We start from the raw sequence: 21,017 nt of genomic DNA, 5'->3' as shown, positions 1-21,017 counted from the left end.
TACCCATCTGTCTATCAACTTGTCAGTAAACATGTCTGTCAACTGGGTGGTATAACGCCATCGAGCTATAACTTGCCCATCACCTTGCCTTGAAATCCGTACACTTCGCCTTTTCCGGCGTATTCCACTAGCTCAACGCTGCGTGATTGGCCGGGTTCAAATCGCGTCGCCGTACCGGCGGGGATATTGAGTCGAAACCCGCGCGCAAGCGCTCTGTCAAACACCAAGGCTTCATTCACTTCAAAAAAATGGTAATGCGATCCGATTTGAACCGGACGGTCACCGACATTCTCAACGCTCACTTTGACGGTGCGGCGGCCCACATTGAGCGCAATCTCACCGGCGGCGGTCTCAATTTGACCCGGCGCCCAACCCTTGCCGATTGTCGTCCCTGCCATCCCTGTATCTCCTTATCCTATTGACTTTGCCTTTCCCCATCACTGACTACACTATCGGCTCGTGCACGGTGACGAGTTTGGTGCCGTCTGGGAACGTTGCCTCAACTTGCACGTCCGGAATCATACTGGCGACCCCTTCCATTACATCCTCTACCGTAAGCAACGTACGCCCGTAATCCATCAATTCGGCGACGCTTTTTCCCTCCCGAGCGCCTTCTAAAATGGCGCTACTGATCAGCGCAATCGACTCTGGGTAGTTGAGTTTTAGCCCTTTTTCTTTGCGACTTTGCGCCAACAGGCCCGCGCAAAAAATGAGTAATTTGTCTTTCTCTCTCGGGGTGAGTTCCATTGCTATCCCTCGCAATTCATCGCTTTGTTCCGCCGCCTACACTCTCATGTTTATGGTTGAGTGTGCTTGTGGATGGGTAAGTCAGCTTGCATCCACACTCTCAGTCCACCTTGTTAGGTAGCCCAGATCCTCGGAGGCTCAGGCTTCTCGCCAAACCAGTGCAACCTGATCTGCTGCCAAATACGCTCAAAACTGGCCAGAATCACTTCACTCCATTGACCCAATGCCCTGACGACTATCAGGTTTTCCAGCTGAGTGGCACCAATGACCAACGACGCCTTACCCACATCATCTTGTATAGAGCAGAGCAAGCTCTGTACCAGCTCGATTAAGTCCTCGTCTTGTGAGGAGATATAAAACGTGCCCATCATTGGAAAGCCGAGCAACCCCTTATTTATCAGATATTTATCGCCGCCTTTCATATTGAGCCCTTCGCTGAGTATTTTGCTCCCTTGGTAGTAAATCTCTGTTTTTCCTACCAAATGTCCACTTAAAAAGCCCTCATTTAGTGCGGGTCTCCCAAAACAGTGCATCTCCCAGCCCATAAATTGTGCATCACGCTCTAAGTGGATCTGTGTGTCTACTCGCGCGTGGGCATCGGGGAAAAAGATGTTCTCTTGCGGTAGCCACTCTAAGGTGGCGTTTGACGCCACGCGCAGTATTTGCGTCTGGCGAGCAAAGCGCGCCGATGAGCGATAAAACTTGGTAGCGCCGGGGGTCGTGACCAGAGCATGCCCCCCCTCTCGCACCTGTGCCTCGATGGCTAACGTGTCGCCGCCGACTACGCCGCCAGGCGGGTGCAACAAATAGGTATGGCACACGGGCCCCTCAGGATAGAGCGGGCGCTGTATCGCCAGCGGGCCTTGCTGCTGGCGCTCTTTGATCACCGTTTTATCTCCTCTGTCGGTAAACAGCAGAGCCAGTTTTGCTTTCCAGCCAGAGCGAGTATCAGAATCGAGTTTTTGTTCAAGGCTGGGGTTGTCATTGGCATCCGTCAAGGCAAATGCCACAGCAGGGTCACACATCATACGGTTAGATACTCCTTAATCAGCGCGTCATTGAGCGCCTCCATGGGGCCATTGGCCACCGGCCGGCCGCGATCCAAAATGCAAAACTCATCGCCCACTTTGCGGGCGAAAGGCAGCTTTTGCTCCACCAGCAATACCGTCAGACCATATTGCTGATTGAGCATGCGAATGATGTCGCCAATCTCTTGCACTATATTGGGCTGGATGCCTTCCGTGGGCTCATCCAAAATCAGTAGACTCGGGTTGACCACCAGAGCACGGCCAATCGCCAGTTGCTGCTGCTGCCCTCCCGACAGATCGCCACCGCGGCGATGAAGCATCTCTTTAAGCACCGGAAACAGCTCGAAAATGAATTCTGGGATCTGGCGATCGCCTTTGGCGCGAATCGGCAATCCCACTTCAAGGTTTTCTTGCACGGTGAGCATCGGAAAGATTTGCCGTCCTTGCGGCACATAACCAATGCCGAGTCGCGGGCGGTCTTCGGCGTCACGTTTAATTAATGACTGCTCCCCCAGTTTGATGTCGCCACTTTGTACCTTCACCAGTCCCATAATGCACTGCAATAAGGTGGTTTTCCCCACCCCATTGCGACCCATGAGTACGGTACATTTGCCTTTGGGGATCGTCATATTCAAGTCCCACAGGGTGTGGCTTTCGCCATAGAATTGGTTCAATCCATTGATGGTCAACATACTACTCTCCCAGATAGACCTGTTTGACTTGCGGATGGGCCTGGACGTGGTCCATCGTCCCTTCTGCCAGCACATGCCCCTGGTGGAGCACAGTGACATGGCTGGCAATTGAACGGACGAAATCCATATCGTGCTCAACGACCACGACCGAGTGTTTCCCGGCGAGCGAGTTAAGCAGCTCAGAGGTGCGATCCATCTCTTGGTGCGTCATCCCCGCGACCGGCTCATCGATGAGCAACAGCTTCGGGTTTTGCATCAAGAGCATACCGATCTCAAGCCACTGCTTTTGACCATGCGACAGGTTACCGGCGAGTCGCCTTGCACTGTCTTGCAAATCAATCAGCGTGAGCACTGACTCCAATTTGTCTTTCTGCTCGCCTGATAGCTGCGCGATGTACGTACCCCACACAGAGCGTACGCCCGCCATCGCCAGCTCAAGGTTCTCCCACACGCTTAAGCATTCAATCACCGTCGGCTTTTGGAACTTACGTCCGATGCCGGCATTGGCAATTTGCGCCTCATTCATCTTCAGGAGGTTGATGTTGGAGCCAAGCCACACCGACCCACTGTCGGGTTTGGTTTTGCCCGTGATGATGTCCATCATGGTGGTTTTTCCTGCACCATTCGGGCCAATGATGCAGCGCAGCTCGCCCTCTTTGATGTACAAGTTCAAGTCGTTGATGGCTTTAAAGCCGTCAAAGCTTTTGTTGACGCCTTCGACATAGAGCAAAATGTTGTGCCGCGTATCAATCAACGGGTGGGTCTCGGGCTTGAGAAACGAAAAGACTTCATCACGACGGGTCAGTTGCTTGACCGAATCAGTCAATGTTGTGTGGGTCATGTTCATGCCGTCACCTCTTTGCTCTTATCTCTTTCTTCATCGCTTTCACTGCGACGCTTGGGCGTGTCGCCCCTCGCGAGCTTATCGCTGACAAACCCCATCAACCCTTTCGGGAAGTACATAGTCGAGAGCACGAACATGCCCCCGAGGGCAAAAAGCCACACCTCTGGGAACTCAACGGTGAACCAGCTTTTGGCGTAGTTGATCACCAAAGCGCCAACAATCGCGCCGAACAAGGTAGCGCGGCCGCCTAACGCGACCCAGACCACCACTTCAATCGAGTTGAGCGGCGCAAATTCCCCGGGATTGATGATGCCCACTTGCGGGACATAAAGCGCCCCCGCAATGCCCGCGATCACCGCAGAAAGGACAAACACCCACAGTTTGATGCCGTCGACGTCATAGCCCATAAATCGAGTGCGAGATTCGGTGTCGCGAATCGCCAACGCCACGCGGCCAAGACGGCTGGCCACCACAGTACGGCACACCCAGTAGCTCAGGGCCAGCATCAGACCGGTGGCCATAAACAGCACGATGCGCGTGCTGTCTTGCTGCAAGCTGTAGCCAAGTATGTCTTTAAAATCCGTGAGGCCGTTGTTGCCGCCAAAGCCCATTTCGTTACGAAAAAACGCCAACATCAGGGCATAGGTCAGCGCTTGGGTGATGATCGACAAATAGACCCCTGACACGCGAGAGCGAAACGCCAAATAACCAAACAAGTAAGCCAGCGCACCCGGCACTAACACCACCATCACACACGCGAACCAAAACTGATCAAAACCAAGCCAGAACCACGGCAGCTCTTGCCAATTTAGAAACACCATAAAATCCGGCAGAATCGGATTCCCGTACACACCACGATCGCCAATTTGACGCATCAAATACATGCCCATCGCATAGCCGCCAAGGGCAAAAAAGGCGCCGTGGCCCAAACTCAAAATGCCGAGGTAGCCCCACACCAGATCCACCGCTAAGGCGAGCATGGCATAGCTGAGATACTTGCCCATCAGAGAGAGCGTGAATGTCTCAACGTGAAAGGGATGACCGACGGGCAGCAAGGTATTGGCCAAGGGCACTAACACCACCGCCAACAGAATGAGCGCCACGGTCACTTGGCCACCTTTGTCGCCTCGCATCGCCGACAGCACTACCGAGCGTGACTGAATAGATTGACTCATGTGAACTCCTTAACCTTCTGCCGCTCGGCCACGTTGTGGGAAGAGCCCACGAGGACGTTTTTGAATAAATAGGATGATAAACACCAGCACCAAAATCTTCGCCAATACCGCGCCAGCCCAAGGCTCCAATATTTTGTTAAACAGCCCAAGGCCGAGCCCCGCCACTAAGGTGCCCCACAGATTGCCAACGCCGCCAAACACCACCACCATGAAGGAATCGATGATGTAGGCTTGGCCCATATTGGGCCCCACGTTGGTGAGTTGAGACAGCGCAACACCTGCAATACCGGCCACCCCGGAACCTAAGCCGAACGTCATGGCATCGACACGCTCTGAGCGGATCCCCATCGCACGAGCCATCGCTCGATTTTGCGACACCGCGCGCACTTGCAGACCCAAAGGTGTTTTTTTCAAGACCATCACCAAGCCAATGAACACACACGCGCAAAATAGGATGATGTACAAGCGGTTGTAGGTGAGAGAGAGCATGGGGTTGAGGCTGAGTGCACCGGACATCCAATCCGGCGTGCTGACCGAGCGGTTGAGCGGCGAAAATACCGAGCGCACCGCTTGTTGCAGAATCAGGCTGAGACCAAACGTCGCCAGCAAGGTTTCCAGCGGTCGTCCGTACAAATGGCGAATCACGCTGCGTTCAATCGCAACACCCACCAACCCAGAGACGACAAACGCCGCCGGGATAGAAAGTATCAACGCCAACCCAATGTGATTGGGCATCAATTGCTGCACAACGTAAGTGGTGTAAGCGCCAAGCATGATAAGCTCACCGTGCGCCATGTTGATCACGCCCATCACACCAAAGGTGATCGCCAAGCCAATACCGGCCAACACCAATACCGAGCCTAAACTAAGACCAAAGAAAAGGGTCTCCACCCCCGAATACAAACGCTGGCTTTGTTGGTAGCGGTCGAGGGCCTTTTGCGCCGCCTCAATCACTTCCTCATCTTGCTCACGGCTTAACACTGCATTGAGGGTTTGCACCACCACTGGCTGTTTGTAATCCGACAACAGCGCAATCGCGGCCGTTTGGCCCGGATCACTCGCATTGAGGGCACTGTCCACCGCCAACGCCAGATGTAATTGCTCAATCACCGCGGGCGAGGTTTCGCTCACCAGACGCTTTTTAAACTTAGCCACCACACTGGGCTCTGTATTGCCCACCAGCGCCGTCACCGCCGCAAGTCGCACCGCTTCATCGGCACTGCTTAAGCCCAGTGAGGCGATTTCAGCGCGAATCAGACCGCGCAACGCATTATTCACCCGCACTTTGCTAAACTGGCGTTTACTTTCAATAACGAGTGTCTCACCCGTCCAAACCTGAGTGGCGGTTTGTTGCGCTTTGAGCTCTGGCGCGATGTAAAGGTCTTGCTCGTTGGCTTTAAAGCTGTAGAGATCGCCTTCTAGCCATGCGGTCAAAATAGGCTTCGCTACCTCGGCTGGTTGCGACTCCACCAGCCAAGTCATGGCTTGCTCTTTCGCTTGATTGTTCTTGCCATTGAGTATGCTGGCAAAGTCTTCCTGACTTTGCGCATTGGCGAGATTCAACCCGATCAGGCTCAATAGACTGATCCACATAAACTTGATAATCGGCACACTCCTTGGCCTCATGATGTCTGTCCTTGCGTGGGTGAAAAGGAAAGGGTCTCAACGGAAAAAAGACGCCCAGCTTCCACGTAAAAGCCGGGCGCCAATCGTGGAGATTAATTAGAACCTGAACACTGCTTGGTTTCGACGTTAAACGCGCCGCAAGAGAAAGGTTTCGACCAGCTTGAGAACAGTTTCGCCGACTCAGGAAGGTAATCAGACCAAGCATCACCAGCGACTAAACCTGTTGTTTCCCACACCACATCGAACTGACCGTCATCTTGGATTTCACCAATTAAAACCGGTTTGGTGATGTGGTGGTTAGGCATCATGGTCGAGTAACCCCCTGAGAGGTTGGGGACAGAGACACCAATCAATGCATCTTGAACGGCTTGTGCGTCGGTCGTACCTGCGTTCGTCACCGCTTGCGCCCACATGTTAAAGCCGATGTAGTGCGCTTCCATTGGGTCATTCGTGACACGCTCTTCACTGCCGATGAACGCTTGCCATGTTTCGACAAACTCTGCGTTGCTGTCTGTATCGACACTCATAAAGTAGTTCCAAGCGGCAAGGTGGCCCACCAGTGGTGAGGTATCCATACCCGAAAGCTCTTCTTCACCCACAGAGAACGCCACCACGGGGATGTCTTCCGATGAGACGCCTTGCGCCCCAAGCTCTTTGTAGAAAGGCACGTTCGCATCGCCATTGATGGTCGAGACCACCGCGGTTTTCTTCCCTTCTGCACCAAATTTCTTGATGTCAGAGACAATTGACTGCCAGTCAGAGTGACCAAACGGCGTGTAGTTGATCATGATGTCAGACTCCCCCACCCCTTTGGCTTTGAGGTACGCTTCCAAGATCTTATTGGTGGTGCGCGGATAGACGTAATCAGTGCCCGCCAATACCCAGCGCTCAACGCCGAGTTCATTCATGAGGTAATCAACCGCAGGGATCGCCTGCTGATTTGGCGCGGCGCCAGTGTAGAAGACGTTTTTCGATGACTCTTCCCCTTCATATTGAACCGGGTAGAACAAGATGCTGTTGAGCTCTTCAAACACAGGCAACATGGATTTGCGTGATACCGACGTCCAACCACCAAACACCACGTCGACTTTTTCTTTCTCGATCAATTCACGCGCTTTCTCTGCAAACAGTGGCCAGTTGGACGCAGGGTCCACCACCACGGCTTCGAGTTTTTTACCTAGCAAACCGCCTTTTTTGTTCTGCTCATCAACCAACATCAGCACGGTGTCTTTCAGTGTGGTTTCACTGATCGCCATCGTCCCGGACAACGAGTGGAGCACACCGACTTTGATCGTCTCTTCTGCGTATGCCAAAGAGGAGCTCAGTGCGAGTGTGGTGCCCAAAGCGGCCAGTTTCAGTTTGAACGTCATGTTCATAGTGGCTATCTCCTTATAGATGAATGGTTATTCAACCTGTCGGTATCTATATCCAACCAATCCAAAAAGGGTGCCAATAAAACTCGTTCAACAATTTAATTTTAACTCATTGAATTATCGTGATTTTATTCTAATCCGCATCTTAATTGTGCAAGGACGGTTATTTTTTGCGCTGTATATTAGTGCAATCGATTCTCTCCTCTCACCATTTTGGTCTGACCTTAACCCCAAAAAAGAAAACTTGATGCATATCAGTCAGGTAGTTCAGCCGAACGCACCCATCCAGACCAAAACCATAACGGCAAGCAGGATGAGATTGTGCATTCATCCCCAGTAACGAAAACATGCTATGCTCCGAGTTCAGTCTGGCAATCAAAAGGAATAAAGAATGAAAAAAGTGGCGTTTATCACTGGTGCGACATCTGGATTTGGCCGAGCCGCGGCAGAGCGTTTTGCACAAGCGGGTTGGTCATTGGTGCTCTCTGGTCGCCGCCTCGAGCGTTTAGAGGCACTGAAAGCCGAACTCAATGTGCCTGTGCACATCATTCAACTTGACGTTCGTGATTCAGACGCGGTGAAACAAGCCGTGGCAGAACTGCCAAGCGAATTTGCCGCCGTGCGACTGCTCATCAACAATGCCGGTCTGGCATTGGCTCCGCAAGCGGCGCAAGACGTCGAGCTTGATGACTGGAAAACCATGATTGACACCAACGTCACAGGATTGGTGAATGTCACGCACGCGCTACTGCCGACCTTGATCCAATCTGGCGCCGGCAGCACCATCATTAATGTGGGATCTATTGCCGGACAATGGCCCTACCCAGGTAGCCACGTCTATGGGGCAACCAAGGCGTTTGTTCAACAATTTAGCTACAACTTGCGCTGTGATTTGCTCGGCACCGGTGTACGTGTGACTGACATTGCGCCAGGCATGGCAGAAACCGAGTTCACTTTGGTACGCACCAAAGGCGATCAAGCGGCGTCCGATAAGCTCTACAACAGCACTACCCCACTCACCGCGCAAGACATTGCCGAACAGATGTTCTACGTGGCGACGCTACCCGATCACATCAACATTAACCGCCTTGAAGTGATGCCGACACGTCAAGCATGGTCTCCTTTTGCGGTTGACCGCGATTAAGCGATGATTCAACTAGAGCGTGGTGAACTAATCAGCGCTGCGCTCTAGCCAAAATATTTCTTCTCAAACGCCTCAACAGGCAATGGCTGCGAGTAAAAATAGCCCTGATGACGCGCCACCCCGACTCCCTGACAAAGGCTGCTTTGGTACTCGGTTTCTATACCTTCAGCCACGGTATCGTACTCTAGACTGGTCGCAAACAGACAGATGGCCGTAAAGAGTTGCTGAGCGCTTTTCTCTTCAACGTTCGCCATGAACGATTTGTCGATCTTAATGATATCAATCGGGTAATCTTTGAGATGCGAGAGCGACGAGTAGCCAGTACCAAAATCGTCCACCGCAATTTTGAACCCCAGCCCACTGAGCTGTTGCAGCATCTCAGTTGAAGCGCCTTCTGCGACCAAACAGTTTTCCGTGATCTCCAACTCCACCTGACTCGGAGAGACTTCATAAAATGAAAGATACTCTTCAAGCTGTGTTTTTAAACTCAGCTCTGTCAACTGCTTGGGTGAGACATTAATCGCGACCACAAACGAGGCGCTAAAGCGTGCAAATTGCTCTTTCCAAATTTTGAGTTGATCAAACGCCGCGCGAAATACCCAATGACCAATTTCGATCATCAAATGAGACTCCTCCGCGATCGGAATGAAGTCGGTAGGTGACACAATACCCAGCTTTTTGTGATTCCAGCGCAGCAGTGCCTCTGCCCCCACTAAGTTGGCGTTGCGGTCAAACTGAGGCTGAAAGTAGAGTTCAAACTCATCATTTTGAATCGCGCGTTTAAGATCGTTTTCAATGCGTATGCGCTTTTCAATCAAGTTATGAAACTCTTTCGAGTAATACTGCGCTTGATTTCGACCTTGATCTTTGGCTCGGTACAAGGCGATGTCGGCACACTTGGTTAATTCTACGGAGTTAGTGGCACACTCTGGCGCGGAAGCGATGCCAATACTGATGGTCATATCAATGCTATGGCTCTCCACTATGATCGGCTCTTCAAACGCTTTAAGCAGGCGCTGGACCAATAGGTGGACGTGATTTTTCATCTCAAGGTTTTGGATAATAATGGCAAACTCGTCGCCACCGATGCGGCACAAGTAATCACTTTTTCGTGAGCAATGGGAGAGACGCTGCGCCACATGCCTAAGGACCGCATCACCGACAACGTGGCCAAGGCTATCATTGATGTCTTTGAACTTATCGAGATCAATCAACAGGAGCATTAATGGCTTTTTCGAGCGAGAAGCAATCAATAGTGCTTTTTTTAAGGTTTCATCAAAAAAGTAACGATTACTCAGCCCAGTCAAACAGTCCTCTTCTGCCATACGTTTGAGCTCGGTGTGTTTGGCTTGAATCTGCTGCTCGAGGTAGTAGCGTTCGGTGGCAATCACGATAGCGCGACGTAATCGCGACGCGGTGATCTCTTTTTTCATGATGAAGTCTTGCGCACCCACTTCAATGCACGACAGCGCCAACTCCTCATCATTGCTGTGGCTGAGCATCACAATCGAGGTAGAAAAATCGCTCACGCTCCTCAATTGCATCAGCACTTCAATGCCATTTGAAGGTGGAAGCTGATAGTCGAGCAAAATCACATCATATTTATTGGCGAGCGCCATCTTGAGCCCTTCATGGGCCGTCGTTGCTTCGTCGATCACCTGGATAAGTAAATCGGTATCGCGCAAAGTCCGAATCGCGGCAATTCTATCGATGGTATCGTCGTCAATAATCAAGATTTTCATCAGTTAAATCCCATCCTTATGGAGTAACGGTTGGATTGGCGCGCTCGATGGTTAGCGCGGCAAAGTACGGCTGTTTGGGCCAACTAAAACGGAACGTGCAGCCCTGTTCAAGGTTGTTTTCTAATCGATAGTCGCAACCATAAAGATCCAGCGTTTTCTTAATAATCGACAGGCCAAGGCCACTGCCTTCTACTTTGTCTCTTGGTTGCAGAGTGTGGAAAAGTTCAAACACTTTCTCTTGATAGGCCTCAGGGATGCCTGGCCCGTCGTCTTGCACGGTAAACACATAACGGTCATCGATTTCCGTAGCGGTCACGCGAATCAAACCATTCTCCTTGTCATGATGCTTAATCGCATTACCAATCAGGTTTCTCAGTACCATTTCAAGCGGCGTGACTAAGGTGGAGATCTCACCCAACTGATCGTCATACTCTAAGGTGATCCCTGGCGGTGGGCTAAGCAGCTCAAAAATCTCTTCAATCTTATTCCCAACATGAAACAGATCTAAGCTCCACTGTTTCCTGCCTACACGCGAATAAAGCAGCAGATCATCCAGCAAGCGCTCCAAACGACTGACTCGATTTTGCAATAAGGCGGCGTACTGCTCTGTTTGCTCAGTGAGATGGGGTTTTAAGTCATCGATGGTCCACGTAACCAACTGGGATATGCCACGCAAAGGCGCTTTTAAATCATGGGAAGCGACGTAAGCGAACTGATCCAGTTCGTGGTTGGCCTCTTCGAGCGCGTGGTTGCGCTTCTCTAAATCGGCCGTCACTTGTTCTAAGGTTTGAGTGCGCAACTGCAAATCTTGGGTGGCTTGATCGGCGTACTGCTGAGCACGCTCTTTCTCACGACTGAGCATCAAGAAAATGACCAGTAGCAGAACATCAACCAATAGACCAAACACTAAGATCAGCGCAGGTTGACTCAGGCTTTGCTGCTCTTTAAATAGCAGCGAGGACTGAACATGAAACACCCAAGTACGACCATACAAATCCAAACTGATTTGCTCAGAAAACGTCGGATCAGCATCGTAATGACGGTTGCTATCATTGAGTTCACTGTAGAGCTCCGTGTCGCCATCATAGATGCTGAAATTCACTAAACGTGTACTTCTGTCGAGCGTACCATCCATCAATTTGTAGACCACAAAAGGCGCGTAGACTAAACCCTGAAAATCGCCGCCACTTTCACCATATTGATTGTTTTCCATACCTTGGCGATACCACGGGGCATAAAAAAGAAAGCCCGGCGTGCGCTGAGAATCTTGTACCAAGACGATCGGCCCGGTGATGCTGGCCTGACCGCTCGATTTTGCCCGCTGCGCCGCACTGTAACGATTGGTTTCATGCGCCATGTCTAGACCCACCGCTTTGAGATTGTCTTGCTGAGGCTCGATGTAAGTGATAGGCCAATACTCCTTGCCAGAGCGCGTGGGATGCATGGCATAAGTCGCCATCGTCTCACGCTGCCAAGACAAATACGTCGGTACTTTCTCTTCTGGCACGTAATGAATCACACCAATCCCGTTGATGCCCGGGAACCGAGATTCGATGCGCAGCTCATCGGCAAACACTTTCCAATCCGCGCGGCTCGCCGCTCTATCAAGCATGTGTAGCGCAGAGACGCCGGCCCATAGCGCTTCCTCATACTTCTCCATCCGCTCATGAACCAAGGCGACCAATTGTTTGGCTTGATGTTGAAATTGAACCTTTGATTTCTGATGACTCTGTTTGAGCGTCACTTGCCAAGCGGTCAGCGTTAACGCAAGCGAAAACACAATCACGACCCAGTGATACCAATGCAGGACGCGAGGCGCCCGGACAGCAGAACGGAACAACGAGCTTTTCAGCATTCAACCTAGCCTGTTTTTGTGAGGTATTTAGTAATCACTCTAGTCTATTTCTTTCCACCCTAACTCAGTCAAAAGCACTAACTGGTCAATTTGTGAGCTCCCGCTCTAATTTGTCTCAATAATATTAAAAACGACAATAGTTACAGTTCAATATACTGCGATAAGCCATCAAGAGCTCTTCTCGCGAGAGAAACACGCTACTGGTCGATCAGCTCTGGTGAGTGTTTCAACATTTCCACCAACCCCTGCCTAACAGAATCGGAGCACCCTTTAAGCCAAGCTGCGGCCAAAGGTAAACCGATATGGCTGTGTCCCTCTATCTCCCTAAAACACACATTCGATGGGGCGACACCGGTTGACCAAGAAGGCACAATGGCTAACCCCATTTCCTGAGCAACCAAATTCAAAATCGTCTGCTTTTCATTAGCCACTTGTGAAATCGTGGGCTGAAAGCCTGCAGCCTGAAACAACTTAAAAGTCAGGTCGTAACTATGAGGTCTGTCTTTGCGGTTCGGTACGATCATCGGAAAATCCGCAATCAAGTCGATGGTGACACGCTCGAGCGTCGCTAATGGATGAGAGTCTGGCAGTGCCAAGCGCAGTGATTCATGGCAAATAGGCTCGATTTCAATGCGTTCACTCAGACTGTCCGGCGGTCGGATGAGCGCCAAATCAATCGCGCCTGAGAGTAGTTTTGGAATCAGGCGCTTAGTTTTATCCTCGATGATACGAATCGATGCGTTCGTATGAGAGCGCTTGTATTTAAGAATCAATTTCGGCAGCAACCCAATCGCGGCGCTGTCAATTGCCCCGACGCGCAATGTGTGAGGCGAACCAATACGCAAGTTTTTGTACCGATTTTCTACCGCATCTATCTGATCAATGAGATGACACGCATCAAAATAGAACTGCTGACCAATCAACGTCAGCTCCACGCTTCTCGTCGAACGATTAAACAGTACGAGCCCCAGAGATTGTTCGAGCAACTTAATCTGTCGCCCAAACGCGGCGGGTAGCATGTTCAAACTTTGTGCAGCGCGCCCAAAATGTAGAGTGTCGGCGGCGGCGATAAAACACCTAAGCTGTTCCGTCTTCATCTTACCTCCTGATTATATCGTTAATTTATATAATAGAACGCCAGTGATAACAATTTATTTACATCTCATAATCAAAATCTAACAAGTAAGAAGGTAACCATTATGTCAACATACAAAATCGCGACCATTCCGGCTGATGGCATTGGGATGGAGGTCATTTCAGCAGGGGTTCAAGTACTTAAGTCACTAACGAGCAGATTCCCGGAGCTCAGATTTGAGTTCAAACACTTTGACTGGGGCTCGGACTACTACCGCCAACACGGTGAAATGATGCCCAATGATGGCCTAGACACACTAAAAGGGTTCGATGCGATTTACTTTGGTGCGGTGGGCGATCCTGACATCCCCGATCACATTACCTTGTGGGGCTTAAGACTGCAGATTTGCCAAGGTTTTGACCAATACGCCAATGTTCGTCCAACCAAAATCATCCCAGGAATCCCATCCCCCCTCAAGGGAAGAACCAAAGGCGACCTAGATTGGGTCATCGTCCGAGAGAACTCGGAAGGCGAATACTCAGGTCACGGCGGACGCGCGCACAAAGGTTTTCCAGAAGAAGTAGGAACGGAAGTGTCGATCTTTACCCGTGCAGGCGTAACCAGAATCATGCGATATGCATTTGAGATTGCGCAGCAGCGTCCACGTAAGCTCCTGACCGTGGTCACCAAGTCTAATGCTCAACGCCACGGGATGGTGATGTGGGACGAAATTGCAGAAGAAGTGGCGAAAGAGTTCCCTGATGTCACGTGGGACAAGATGCTAGTGGACGCAATGACGGTAAGAATGACGCTTAACCCTGAATCACTCGATACTATCGTCGCCACCAACCTTCACGCCGATATCCTTTCCGATCTTGCCGGTGCCTTAGCAGGCAGTTTAGGAGTGGCTCCGACAGCAAACATCGCACCAAATAGCCCTTATCCCTCAATGTTTGAGCCGATCCATGGCTCTGCGTTCGACATCACTGGACAAGGAATTGCCAATCCTATCGCGACCTTTTGGACTGCAGTCCAAATGCTCGAGCATTTAGGCGAACATCAAGCCGCTCGCCTGGTGATGAGTGCCATAGAGTCGGTGTCTTCCGAAGGGATTTGCACACCCGACATTGGTGGGAAAGCAACCACTAAGCAAGTGACCGATGCGGTCATTGACTACATCCAAAACCATTAAAAACTCGTCACACATTTAGAGGAGCTCATCGAACAAAGAATATCAAGGCGCGAAATAAGAACGATAAAAAATCGTCACCCACTTCGCGCTTAAGTGAACCAATAACGAGGACGAAACAATGAAAACAAGTAAGTTAAGCTATATCACTAAACCATTGCTCACAACACTAGCTGCCGGTGCTCTATCGCTGTCTGGCACTTTGTTTGCAGCCGATGACTACCCCAGCAAACCCATTAATTATATTCTGCCCTTTAACGCCGGTGGCGAGTCTGATCTCTCTGCACGCTTTCAACAGACCGTGTTTGAAAAACACGCAGGTGTGAAAACCGTCATTCAATATCAACCCGGTGCGGGTGGCGCAGTAGCTTGGTCACAGCTCAACAGTATGGAAGGTGATGGCTATACCGTGATGGGGATAAACATCCCACACACCATCATGCAGCCGATTGTTAAGGAGTCTGGCTACACGACCGATGACCTCACGCCCATTTATTATTTTCATTACACTCCGAACGCGATTTTCGTCCCGGCAAACAGTCAATTCAAGAGCCTACCTGAACTGATCGATTACGCAAAAGCCAATCCAGGACTGGTCACGTTTGCAGGCTCAGGATCCAACTCAGCCAATCATATTGGTCAGGTATCGTTTGATAAGCAGGTGGGTGTGAAAACAACCTACGTCCCATTTAGCGGTATTGGTCCTGCCATGACGGCGTTAATGGGTAGCCAGGTGACCGCTGGTTTCAACTACGCCACATCTGGGGCGAATGCTGGTGACAAACTGCGTATGCTCGCAGTCTCGGCAGAAGAGCGTCTCGCGGCGTTTCCAGATGTCCCAACGTTCAAGGAGCTAGGCATCGATCTAGTGGGAGGGGCATACCGCGGCGTCGCTGTTCCGAAATCGACCCCAGAGGCCATTCGTGTGGAGCTCTCTCGAATTATCGGCGATATCAATAAAGATCCTGATTTTGTGGAAAAAATGGAGAGCAACGGATTTGTGCTTACCGACATCCCTTATCAAGAGATGGAGGCATTTATTGAAAAAAACAAAGCTGAAAACCAAGAAGTAGCAAAACTGCTTGGGCTAGTGAAATAGGGGTTCACGATGGAATTGCTTAGTTATTTACTTGATGCACTCACACCGATCAACCTGTTACTCGCACTGGTTGGTGTCGTAGCCGGCACAGTAATCGGAGCAATGCCAGGATTGTCTGCCACCATGGCGGTGGCAGTTCTCGTCCCTTTTACCTATGTGATGGGCCCCGCTTCGGGCTTGATTGTCCTCGGTGCAATTTACACCGGAGCTATCTATGGTGGGGCGTTTGCAGCAATTTTGGTTAATACTCCGGGCACCCCTTCTGCCATCGCGACGACGTTCGATGGCTATCCAATGGCTAAGAAAGGAGAAGGGGCCCTTGCCATTTCTCTGGCAACGTTCGCTTCAGTAGGAGGTGGTATCGTGGGTGGCCTTGCCTTATTGATGCTGGCACCACCACTCGCTCAAGTCGCCTTGGCCTTTGGTCCATCAGAATATTTCTGGATGGCGGTTTTTGGTCTGACACTCATATCGTCTCTTTCGGTGGGCAACACTCTCAAAGGCTTGATCGGCGCTTGCATCGGCTTATTGCTTTCTACGGTTGGCGTGGCGGTAGTCGGTGGTGACGTCCGCTATACCTTTGATCAGGTCTCACTGCTCGGCGGAATTGATATTACCTCTGCAATCATTGGATTGTATTGTGTTCCAGTGATCATCGACCTAGTCGCGAACAAAACCCCTCATCTAGATTTTGCTGAGGTATCAGGAAAATCGTCGCTGTCACGCGCCTTTTCTCTCATCAAAAATAGTAAGTTCAATCTGATGCGAAGCTCCATTATCGGCACCGTCGTCGGAATCCTACCCGGTGCAGGTGGTTCTATTGCGGGATTAGTGGCGTATACAGAAGCTCGCCGCAATGCGAAGAAAGATCAAAAATTTGGCGAAGGCGCATCAGATGGTATCGTCGCGACCGAATCTGCCAATAACGCGACCGTTGGCGGTGGTTTTATCCCAACATTGGTGCTTGGCATTCCTGGTACGCCACCTGATGCGATCATACTTGGGGCTTTGCTAGTCCAAGGCATTAAGACCGGTCCATCACTGTTCACTGAACAAGGCAGCATTGTCTACACCTTTATCTACGGTTTGATCATCGCAACGCTATTGATGCTGCCCGTCGGTTTAATTCTTGGAAAATATGCCTATCGTTCGATTGCCAAAACGCCAAAACAGTTGTTGGTCCCCACCGTCGCGTTCTTAACCGTTATTGGGAGTTATGCGATTCACAGCAACCCTCATGACACCTTTATGATGTTCATACTGGGTGTGTTTGCGTGGTTCTTAGGTAAATTTGGCTTCAGTGCTTCGCCAATTGTACTTGGCTTAGTACTAGGAAAGATCGCAGAACAAGGGTTTGTTCAGGCCTATTTGATAGGCTCGGCGCAAGGTAAAGTCTTCGAGATGTTTTTTGCTCGCCCCATCTCTATTGGCATCATTATATGTGCAATCATTGCGCTTGTGTTCCCGCTCTGGGCAGCAAAAAAGCATAACTTTGCTCCCTCTGACACGCCAAGAGATCACAAAGGCTCGACCATAGCGATCGGTGCACTGCTCATCGTCATAGGTGGCCTGCTGCTCAATCAAACGCAGAGCATGTCTAAACTAGGCGCAGTATTTCCCACTTATATTGTGGTCGCCATGATGGTCTTGGCAGTATTACTCATCGGTAAAGTATGGCGCGCTAGCGATACGGTCAATTGGTCTTCGCTAAAGATAAGCCCAACTATGCGACAAAGCGCTCTGATTGCCATTATGGCCCTCTGGACGCTCTTGATGACCACGCTTGGTTTTGGGTTATCCTCGTTACTCGCTTTTGTTGCCATTATGTTGATCGCAAACTTCGATAAAATAGAAACCTGCTCTATGAGTAAACACCTCACCGCTTCATTTGTTATCGTGGTGATGTTTTATCTGCTGATGCGTGATGTACTTTTACTCAGGCTGCCCACTGGGTTATGGTTTTAACACTGATCCAACGTAGCCCGTTCAAACAATGGGCTACGTTGGGCATTCAGAAGTGAATACTCGCTTTGCCCTTAGCTCTTTGTGCTCAAGGTTTGCGTTCTCACCCACCCGATTTGGCGAGTAACCAAACTGCTTTTTGAACGCGAGAGAGAAATTGGAGGGGTGACGATAACCATAACTGTAAGCGGCTTCGCTGACCGTCATACAACCGGTCGCCAGTTTCACTCTGGCATCATTCAGCTTTCTGCGCCGTACATAGTGAGCAGCGGTCATGTTCATGTGATCTTTGAACAGCCGCTGCAGCGACGAAACGCTCATGTGCGCAAACTCAGCGATGGCCTCTAAAGTCAGCGCCTGCGTTAAATGGGTTTCAATAAAGGCAACAATCTCCGCCATCTCGACGTCTTGGCGCGCGCTATGATGAGGGGCCTGAGTCACCTCGCACGCACACAGCTGGCTCATCAATTGGAGAAGCAGCTGATGGATGTCGCTCTCCAGTTCGATGTGTTTGGCAATTGTCTCGGGGGGCGGGGTGCGAAGCAGTCTTTGTATTTCTTTAGCGGCCTCACTCGGCAAATCAAAACAAGCACTGGCGAGGTGAGCGGAGTAAAAAGTACGAAAAGCGCCGCCTTCAAGCGGTTTTGTTTCAAACCAAGTTCGCGGCAACACAAGGTGAATTTTCTCGACCCACTGATCTTTCTCTACACTTCGCCAAAAACTGGCAGGGTGAACGAGATTGACGGCCATCACTTGCGCCTGGGGTTGCGCACTAAGCGTACATTCAAGCTGGTCATAACCAAACTCTAAATCTCCATCTAACAGCACGGTAAAGATCACCGATGGCGTCGCAGGGGCGATCACTAGGCTCTCTTGCTGACTCCTCTGCCCGCCGCCAAAGACGTTAATCCCGTCCGCCATTTCCATGCGAAACAGTGACGGGGTGATCTGTTTTGAATGCATAACTTTCCTCATAACAAGTTGGCGATTTTGCATAATCATAAAAGCTGTTCATGTACTAGCGGTGTAGCATAACATTAATGATATTAATTATCATTTACAATGCATAAGAGGGAGTTCATGAACTCACATCACCAACCGATCGTTTCGGTATCGACTCTAGCCTTGGCCATTGCGGTCACACTCAGCAGCGGTGCCTATGCCGAGACCCAAAGCGACAACACGAACGATGAAACGCTCACAGTCTGGGGCACTCAAGTTTCGAGCAGCTCTGAGTTCTTGGGCGATCAAGACATCTCCATTAAGCAAGCGGATCACATGTCGGATCTACTGCGCAGTGTACCCGGCGTCGATGTCGGCGGTACTCATTCCGTTAACCAACGCATTACCATTCGTAGCCTCGGGGAAACGGACTTAGACATTCGCCTCGATGGCGCATCGCAGCACGCCAATATGTTCCACCATATCGGCAACCTCACACTCAACCCAGACATCCTTAAAGCGGTCGACATCCAAGTGGGCAACAACTCCGTCACCCAATCAGGCCTTGGTGGTGCGGTCTATTTTGAGACGAAAGACGCTCGAGACCTGCTGCGTTACAACGAAAGCTTTGGCGTCCGTGTGTATGGTGGTGTCGCCAGCAACGACAGTCGTCAAGGCTCTGTCACCGCATATGGTCTCTTGAACGATAATGTTGATGCGATGGTGTACGCGAACTACGTCGAACGTGATGACTTTAAAGACGGCAATGGTGACACCACCTATGGCGCAGCCGGCGATGTCGGCAATATGCTGTTCAAACTGGGTTATGAGCCTTCTTATCTGCATCGTTTTCAGCTCAGCTATGACCTCTACCGTGATGAGGGCGACTACAGCCCAAGACCGGATATGGGTGGCAGTGCCAACACTGAGCTCTCTGGTGAAGACTTAATCCCGACTCAGTATGACCGCGACACCTTTACGGGCTCCTATGAACTACGGGGTGACAATCATCAAGGCAAAGTCACGCTCTATTCCAGTACCACACAAATCGATCGTGACGAGTCAGCGATTACTGGCCGCTGGCCAGCCAACCGACACAGCCAGAACACCGCGAAAAACCAAAACTTGGGCGCCAACGCTCAGTTTCAGTCTAATCTAATGTTGGCTGAGCGTGGGCATCGCTTCACCTATGGGCTTGAATACATGGATAAAACCAGCGAAAGCGCCTATGGGGGTACGCCATTTATGCAAGAGCATGCGAAAAGCAGCGCTGGCTATCTCGAAGACAGAATTCAGCTCTCGCCAAGTTTCGCACTGACAGCGGGCCTGCGTTATGACCACTACATCCGTGATGCCGAAACCAGCAAGAACACATTTAACGAGTGGACTTGGGCGCTTGGCGCCGATTGGGATATCACCGAGCAATGGACGCTCTTTGCCAGCACTCGCAGTCTATTTAAGGGCCCGGAGCTGCTTGAAACCTTTATCGCCTATCAAGATGTCGCCTATCTCGCTGACGATATTAAGGCAGAAACTGGCCTATCAAGCGAAGTGGGCGCTCGCTACTTCCAACGCTTTGACCAGCATGCCATCAGTGCGAACCTGACGCTGTTCCAAAACGAGATTGACGACTACATCGGTGAATCCTACCAAGATGATGGCAGTTACTTGATTGAGAACATTGCTGATGCGGAGATCAAAGGCTTTGAGTTCAGCGCAGCCTACAGCTATCAGGCTCTGAGTGCGCGAGCATCCTACTCTCGCAGTGACACCACCAACCAATCCACAGGCGGCCCACTGATTGCAGCGAACGGACGCAGTATGGACGTCGGTGACTCAATTTCGCTCGGCATCGACTATGAGTTTGCAGCGATTGATACCACCGTCGGTTGGACATCCATCATCGTGCTGGAAGAAGACAATGTTCAAGAGGATCAGCCGGTTAAAGAAGCGTATAACACGCACGATCTCTATGCTCAATGGCGCCCTAGCCAACTGGATCGCTTGCAGGTCACCTTTGGTATCGACAACATTTTCGATGAAGCCTACACCTCGCACGCCTCACGCTCTGGTGCTGCACGTGGCGCTACCTTGGATGATCTAGAACCCGGGCGCAACTACAAACTGTCCGCCTCTTACGAATTCTAATGATAAGGAGACGCGCCTTGGGCCTTTAGCCTAAGGCGCACATTGCTATGGAATCCAACCAACCCTCCCCTAACCATTGCCAGGTTCATACTCAGATTCGTTCTGAGCACTGCGCGCGCTACCTCACCACTTTATGTCGACATTTCAGTCGAAAGATTGAGGTTGAGTATAACGAGCGCCAAGGCGTCGCTTATTTTCCCTATGGGGTGTGTACACTCACCCTCAGCGAATCCGACAGTTTAGATATTCACTGCGCAGCACAAACCCCCGAGGCGCTCAGCGCCGTCAAGCAAGTGCTCACCTCGCACCTGGAGATGTTTGCCTATCGCGGCGATCAGTTTGCTATTCAATGGACTCAACCTGCTTCGGAGTAATG

At 50.8% G+C, this 21,017-nt stretch carries 18 protein-coding genes; 6 read left to right on the top strand and 12 right to left on the bottom strand.

What is annotated here, in order from left to right; genetic code table 11:
- Positions 1-65 precede the first annotated feature (65 nt).
- From AC6R0S_RS12890 to urtA, 8 genes are all read right to left on the bottom strand, one after another.
- Positions 66-398: an urease subunit beta gene (locus tag AC6R0S_RS12890; protein ID WP_500630256.1), complete on the bottom strand. Its 333-nt coding sequence runs from the start codon at positions 396-398 to the stop codon at positions 66-68.
- A gap of 46 nt (positions 399-444) precedes the next feature.
- Positions 445-747 (bottom strand): urease subunit gamma, encoded by a 303-nt coding sequence (ureA, locus tag AC6R0S_RS12885; RefSeq protein WP_487903048.1) that lies wholly within the window; start codon positions 745-747, stop codon positions 445-447.
- Between the two features lie 113 nt (positions 748-860).
- Entirely contained in the window at positions 861-1,775 is a 915-nt protein-coding gene (locus AC6R0S_RS12880; RefSeq protein WP_500638084.1) for an urease accessory protein UreD, read from the bottom strand.
- The gene (gene urtE / locus AC6R0S_RS12875) at positions 1,772-2,467 is read right to left on the bottom strand and encodes an urea ABC transporter ATP-binding subunit UrtE (RefSeq protein WP_334552932.1); all 696 of its coding nucleotides are present in this window, start codon (positions 2,465-2,467) and stop codon (positions 1,772-1,774) included. The genes AC6R0S_RS12880 and urtE overlap by 4 nt, the downstream gene beginning before the upstream one ends.
- Before the next feature lies 1 nt (position 2,468).
- Positions 2,469-3,308, bottom strand: a complete 840-nt coding sequence (urtD, locus tag AC6R0S_RS12870; protein WP_500630266.1) for an urea ABC transporter ATP-binding protein UrtD — start codon at positions 3,306-3,308, stop codon at positions 2,469-2,471.
- A gap of 2 nt (positions 3,309-3,310) precedes the next feature.
- On the bottom strand, positions 3,311-4,474 hold the full coding sequence (urtC, locus tag AC6R0S_RS12865) for an urea ABC transporter permease subunit UrtC (protein WP_500632343.1): 1,164 nt from the start codon (positions 4,472-4,474) through the stop codon (positions 3,311-3,313).
- Positions 4,475-4,495: 21 nt separating this feature from the next.
- A complete protein-coding gene (urtB, locus tag AC6R0S_RS12860) occupies positions 4,496-6,079 on the bottom strand; it encodes an urea ABC transporter permease subunit UrtB (protein ID WP_500638101.1) in 1,584 nt (527 codons plus the stop codon).
- A 125-nt stretch (positions 6,080-6,204) separates the two neighbouring features.
- Positions 6,205-7,488 (bottom strand): urea ABC transporter substrate-binding protein, encoded by a 1,284-nt coding sequence (gene urtA, locus AC6R0S_RS12855; RefSeq protein WP_334552934.1) that lies wholly within the window; start codon positions 7,486-7,488, stop codon positions 6,205-6,207.
- Positions 7,489-7,876: 388 nt separating this feature from the next.
- Here urtA and AC6R0S_RS12850 point away from each other — a divergent pair, with 388 nt between their 5' ends.
- A complete protein-coding gene (locus tag AC6R0S_RS12850) occupies positions 7,877-8,629 on the top strand; it encodes an SDR family NAD(P)-dependent oxidoreductase (protein WP_487903052.1) in 753 nt (250 codons plus the stop codon).
- Positions 8,630-8,673: 44 nt separating this feature from the next.
- On the opposite strand, the gene AC6R0S_RS12845 is transcribed toward AC6R0S_RS12850, so the two are convergent.
- From AC6R0S_RS12845 to AC6R0S_RS12835, 3 genes are all read right to left on the bottom strand, one after another.
- Positions 8,674-10,371 (bottom strand): EAL domain-containing protein, encoded by a 1,698-nt coding sequence (locus AC6R0S_RS12845; protein ID WP_500638083.1) that lies wholly within the window; start codon positions 10,369-10,371, stop codon positions 8,674-8,676.
- Positions 10,372-10,387: 16 nt separating this feature from the next.
- Positions 10,388-12,226, bottom strand: a complete 1,839-nt coding sequence (locus AC6R0S_RS12840; protein ID WP_500638082.1) for a CHASE domain-containing protein — start codon at positions 12,224-12,226, stop codon at positions 10,388-10,390.
- A gap of 197 nt (positions 12,227-12,423) precedes the next feature.
- On the bottom strand, positions 12,424-13,323 hold the full coding sequence (locus AC6R0S_RS12835; protein WP_500626238.1) for a LysR family transcriptional regulator: 900 nt from the start codon (positions 13,321-13,323) through the stop codon (positions 12,424-12,426).
- A gap of 102 nt (positions 13,324-13,425) precedes the next feature.
- On the opposite strand from AC6R0S_RS12835, the gene AC6R0S_RS12830 reads away from it, so the two are divergent.
- From AC6R0S_RS12830 to AC6R0S_RS12820, 3 genes are all read left to right on the top strand, one after another.
- Positions 13,426-14,493: a tartrate dehydrogenase gene (locus AC6R0S_RS12830; protein ID WP_500638081.1), complete on the top strand. Its 1,068-nt coding sequence runs from the start codon at positions 13,426-13,428 to the stop codon at positions 14,491-14,493.
- Positions 14,494-14,611: 118 nt separating this feature from the next.
- Positions 14,612-15,589 (top strand): Bug family tripartite tricarboxylate transporter substrate binding protein, encoded by a 978-nt coding sequence (locus tag AC6R0S_RS12825; RefSeq protein WP_500628913.1) that lies wholly within the window; start codon positions 14,612-14,614, stop codon positions 15,587-15,589.
- A gap of 9 nt (positions 15,590-15,598) precedes the next feature.
- Positions 15,599-17,554, top strand: a complete 1,956-nt coding sequence (locus AC6R0S_RS12820) for a tripartite tricarboxylate transporter permease (RefSeq protein WP_500630636.1) — start codon at positions 15,599-15,601, stop codon at positions 17,552-17,554.
- Between the two features lie 33 nt (positions 17,555-17,587).
- Here the strand turns inward: AC6R0S_RS12820 and AC6R0S_RS12815 are convergent, their stop codons facing one another.
- Entirely contained in the window at positions 17,588-18,514 is a 927-nt protein-coding gene (locus AC6R0S_RS12815; RefSeq protein WP_500638080.1) for a helix-turn-helix transcriptional regulator, read from the bottom strand.
- A 117-nt stretch (positions 18,515-18,631) separates the two neighbouring features.
- On the opposite strand from AC6R0S_RS12815, the gene AC6R0S_RS12810 reads away from it, so the two are divergent.
- Together AC6R0S_RS12810 and AC6R0S_RS12805 are read left to right on the top strand one after the other, a co-directional pair.
- Complete coding sequence (locus AC6R0S_RS12810; RefSeq protein WP_500638079.1) at positions 18,632-20,641, top strand: TonB-dependent siderophore receptor; 2,010 nt, start codon at positions 18,632-18,634, stop codon at positions 20,639-20,641.
- A 47-nt stretch (positions 20,642-20,688) separates the two neighbouring features.
- On the top strand, positions 20,689-21,015 hold the full coding sequence (locus AC6R0S_RS12805) for a DUF2218 domain-containing protein (RefSeq protein ID WP_500638078.1): 327 nt from the start codon (positions 20,689-20,691) through the stop codon (positions 21,013-21,015).
- Positions 21,016-21,017 lie beyond the last annotated feature (2 nt).

It is taken from the genome of Vibrio sp. R15-SG3-ISO1B, from assembly GCF_059833835.1.
This window is presented reverse-complemented; position numbering and strand designations above follow the sequence as displayed.

Coding starts and splice junctions, on each gene's coding strand:
- AC6R0S_RS12890 (WP_500630256.1), bottom strand. CDS start 398: ATGGCAGGGACGACAATCGGCAAGGGTTGGGCGCCGGGTCAAATTGAG.
- ureA (WP_487903048.1), bottom strand. CDS start 747: ATGGAACTCACCCCGAGAGAGAAAGACAAATTACTCATTTTTTGCGCG.
- AC6R0S_RS12880 (WP_500638084.1), bottom strand. CDS start 1,775: ATGATGTGTGACCCTGCTGTGGCATTTGCCTTGACGGATGCCAATGAC.
- urtE (WP_334552932.1), bottom strand. CDS start 2,467: ATGTTGACCATCAATGGATTGAACCAATTCTATGGCGAAAGCCACACC.
- urtD (WP_500630266.1), bottom strand. CDS start 3,308: ATGACCCACACAACATTGACTGATTCGGTCAAGCAACTGACCCGTCGT.
- urtB (WP_500638101.1), bottom strand. CDS start 6,079: ATGTGGATCAGTCTATTGAGCCTGATCGGGTTGAATCTCGCCAATGCG.
- urtA (WP_334552934.1), bottom strand. CDS start 7,488: ATGAACATGACGTTCAAACTGAAACTGGCCGCTTTGGGCACCACACTC.
- AC6R0S_RS12850 (WP_487903052.1), top strand. CDS start 7,877: ATGAAAAAAGTGGCGTTTATCACTGGTGCGACATCTGGATTTGGCCGA.
- AC6R0S_RS12845 (WP_500638083.1), bottom strand. CDS start 10,371: ATGAAAATCTTGATTATTGACGACGATACCATCGATAGAATTGCCGCG.
- AC6R0S_RS12840 (WP_500638082.1), bottom strand. CDS start 12,226: ATGCTGAAAAGCTCGTTGTTCCGTTCTGCTGTCCGGGCGCCTCGCGTC.
- AC6R0S_RS12835 (WP_500626238.1), bottom strand. CDS start 13,323: ATGAAGACGGAACAGCTTAGGTGTTTTATCGCCGCCGCCGACACTCTA.
- AC6R0S_RS12830 (WP_500638081.1), top strand. CDS start 13,426: ATGTCAACATACAAAATCGCGACCATTCCGGCTGATGGCATTGGGATG.
- AC6R0S_RS12825 (WP_500628913.1), top strand. CDS start 14,612: ATGAAAACAAGTAAGTTAAGCTATATCACTAAACCATTGCTCACAACA.
- AC6R0S_RS12820 (WP_500630636.1), top strand. CDS start 15,599: ATGGAATTGCTTAGTTATTTACTTGATGCACTCACACCGATCAACCTG.
- AC6R0S_RS12815 (WP_500638080.1), bottom strand. CDS start 18,514: ATGCATTCAAAACAGATCACCCCGTCACTGTTTCGCATGGAAATGGCG.
- AC6R0S_RS12810 (WP_500638079.1), top strand. CDS start 18,632: ATGAACTCACATCACCAACCGATCGTTTCGGTATCGACTCTAGCCTTG.
- AC6R0S_RS12805 (WP_500638078.1), top strand. CDS start 20,689: ATGGAATCCAACCAACCCTCCCCTAACCATTGCCAGGTTCATACTCAG.